Here is a 564-nt window from a genome sequence, read left to right as displayed (position 1 = left end):
CCCAGAACACCTCTCCCGTCTGGTAATTAACGGGCTTGCCGTCCCACGTGACGCTCTTACCGTTAGACTCCATCGTGAGCTGCTGCAAGTACGCGGGGAAACGGTGCAGGTACTGCGAGTACGGAAGCACAGCGTGCGTGTGGGCGCCAAGGAAGTTCGTGTACCACACGTTCAGCAAAGCCATGAGGACAGGGACATTGGCTCCCCATTCTTCGGTGCGGAAATGCTCATCCATGTCGTGGAAGCCAGCCAGGAACTCCTCGAAAGCCTCCGGGCCGAGCACAATCGCCAAGGAAGTACCCACCGCAGAATCAACGGAGTAGCGGCCACCAACCCAATCCCAAAAACCGAAAGCATTTTGCGGGTCAATACCAAACTCTTCAACCTTATCCAAAGCCGTGGACACGGCAATGAAGTGCTTACGCACAGCCTCAGCCTTCGACTTACCGGCAAGCGCGTCCGACTTTTCGAGGCCATCTAGTAGCCATTCACGCACAACCCGCGCGTTCGTGAGCGTCTCCAGCGTGGTGAACGTCTTTGAAGCGACGATAACGAGTGTGGTTT

At 56.4% G+C, this 564-nt stretch carries 1 pseudogene; it reads right to left on the bottom strand.

The window, feature by feature from the left end:
- Positions 1–564, bottom strand: a pseudogene (locus HMPREF1627_RS00840) (glucose-6-phosphate isomerase); the annotation flags it as partial.

Source organism: Actinomyces sp. S6-Spd3 (genome assembly GCF_000758755.1).
Taxonomy (GTDB): Bacteria; Actinomycetota; Actinomycetes; order Actinomycetales; family Actinomycetaceae; genus Pauljensenia.
Note: the sequence above shows the minus strand (reverse complement) of the source record. Positions and strands in the feature narration are given on the sequence as shown.